We start from the raw sequence: 1,398 nt of genomic DNA on the forward strand, positions 1-1,398 counted from the left end.
CCTTCACCGCACAACGCCCCAGCCCACTCCTCACCGACCTACCAGAAAACCAGCAGGGGACAGCGGAACCGGCCTCCTCCGCGGACACAAACGCGTTTCTCAAGGAACTCGCCGGAATCCGGCCAGCACAGAAACACACCTTTCTGCTCGATCACGTCAGAACCCATGCCGCCGCCACACTCGGCCGCTCCCCCGAGGACATCCCGGCTGCGAAACCGTTCCAGGAACTCGGCTTCGACTCCCTCACCGCCGTGCAGCTCCGCAACCAGCTCAACAACACGACCGGGCTTTCCCTCCCCACCACGGTCGTCTTCGACTACCCCACGCCGGAGGCGCTCGCCACACTGCTGCACGGGCAACTCGCCGGCGGGGACACCGCGAACGAGGGCAGCATCCTGTCGGCACTGGACAAGTGGGACTCGGGGCATCCGCCGACCGAGTTGGACGAGGCGGCACGCCGGAGGATCGCCGCGCGGTTGAAGGTGCTGACGGCCAAATGGAGTGATACGGCGGAGGATCCCGACCACCCCGAATCCGCTCACCGCACTCTCGAGGACGCCACCGCGGACGACATCTTCGAGCTCATCTCCACCGAGTTCGGAAAGTCCTAGCCGGGGAGTTGTGAGACCGACACCGATAACCCCGATTTTGATCATCCATGTAGCGTCAAGGAGCCTGGGTTAGATGTCGAACGAGGAGAAGCTTCTCGATCACCTCAAGTGGGTCACCGCGGAACTCCGCGAGACCCGCCAACGGCTGCGCGACATGGAATCGACGGAGCCGGTGGCCATCGTGGGAATGGCATGCCGTTATCCCGGCGGAGCGCGATCTCCCGAAGCGCTGTGGAGTCTCGTCGACGAGGGTGGCGATGCAATTTCCGGCTTTCCAGAAAACCGGGGCTGGGACCTGGAGGCGCTATACAACCCCGACCCCGAGCATCCGGGCACCAGTTATGTGCGCGAGGGTGGATTCCTTTACGATGCCGGGGAGTTCGATGCCGCGTTCTTCGGCATCAGCCCACGCGAAGCCCTGGCCATGGACCCCCAGCAACGACTGCTCCTGCAGACCGCCTGGGAGGCCGTGGAGCACGCCGGTATCGCCCTGGACACGCTCAAGGGCAGCGACACCGGGGTCTTCGCGGGTGTGAGTGCGCACGACTATCTGACGCTCATCAGTCAGACGGCCAGCGAGGTCGAGGGCTATATCGGCACCGGCAACCTCGGCAGCGTCATCTCCGGCCGGGTCGCCTACACATTGGGGCTCGAAGGACCCGCGGTAACGGTGGATACGGCGTGTTCCTCGTCCCTGGTGGCGATTCACCTGGCATGCCAGGCGCTGCGGTCGGGCGAGTGCTCGCTGGCCCTGGCGGGCGGGGCCACGGTGATGGCCACGCCGGGC

The 1,398-nt window shown here is 65.4% G+C and carries 2 protein-coding genes; both read left to right on the plus strand.

The genetic code is table 11. The annotated features are described in order from the left end of the window. On the plus strand, window positions 1-611 hold a 611-nt coding region (locus ABCR83_RS32605), incomplete at its 5' end, for an acyl carrier protein (RefSeq protein ID WP_462698881.1). A 73-nt stretch (window positions 612-684) separates the two neighbouring features. Next, window positions 685-1,398, plus strand: a 714-nt coding sequence (locus tag ABCR83_RS32610) for a beta-ketoacyl synthase N-terminal-like domain-containing protein (protein ID WP_462698882.1), incomplete at its 3' end; no start/stop codon positions are given.

The sequence above is a fragment of the Streptomyces xingningensis genome, assembly GCF_054957865.1.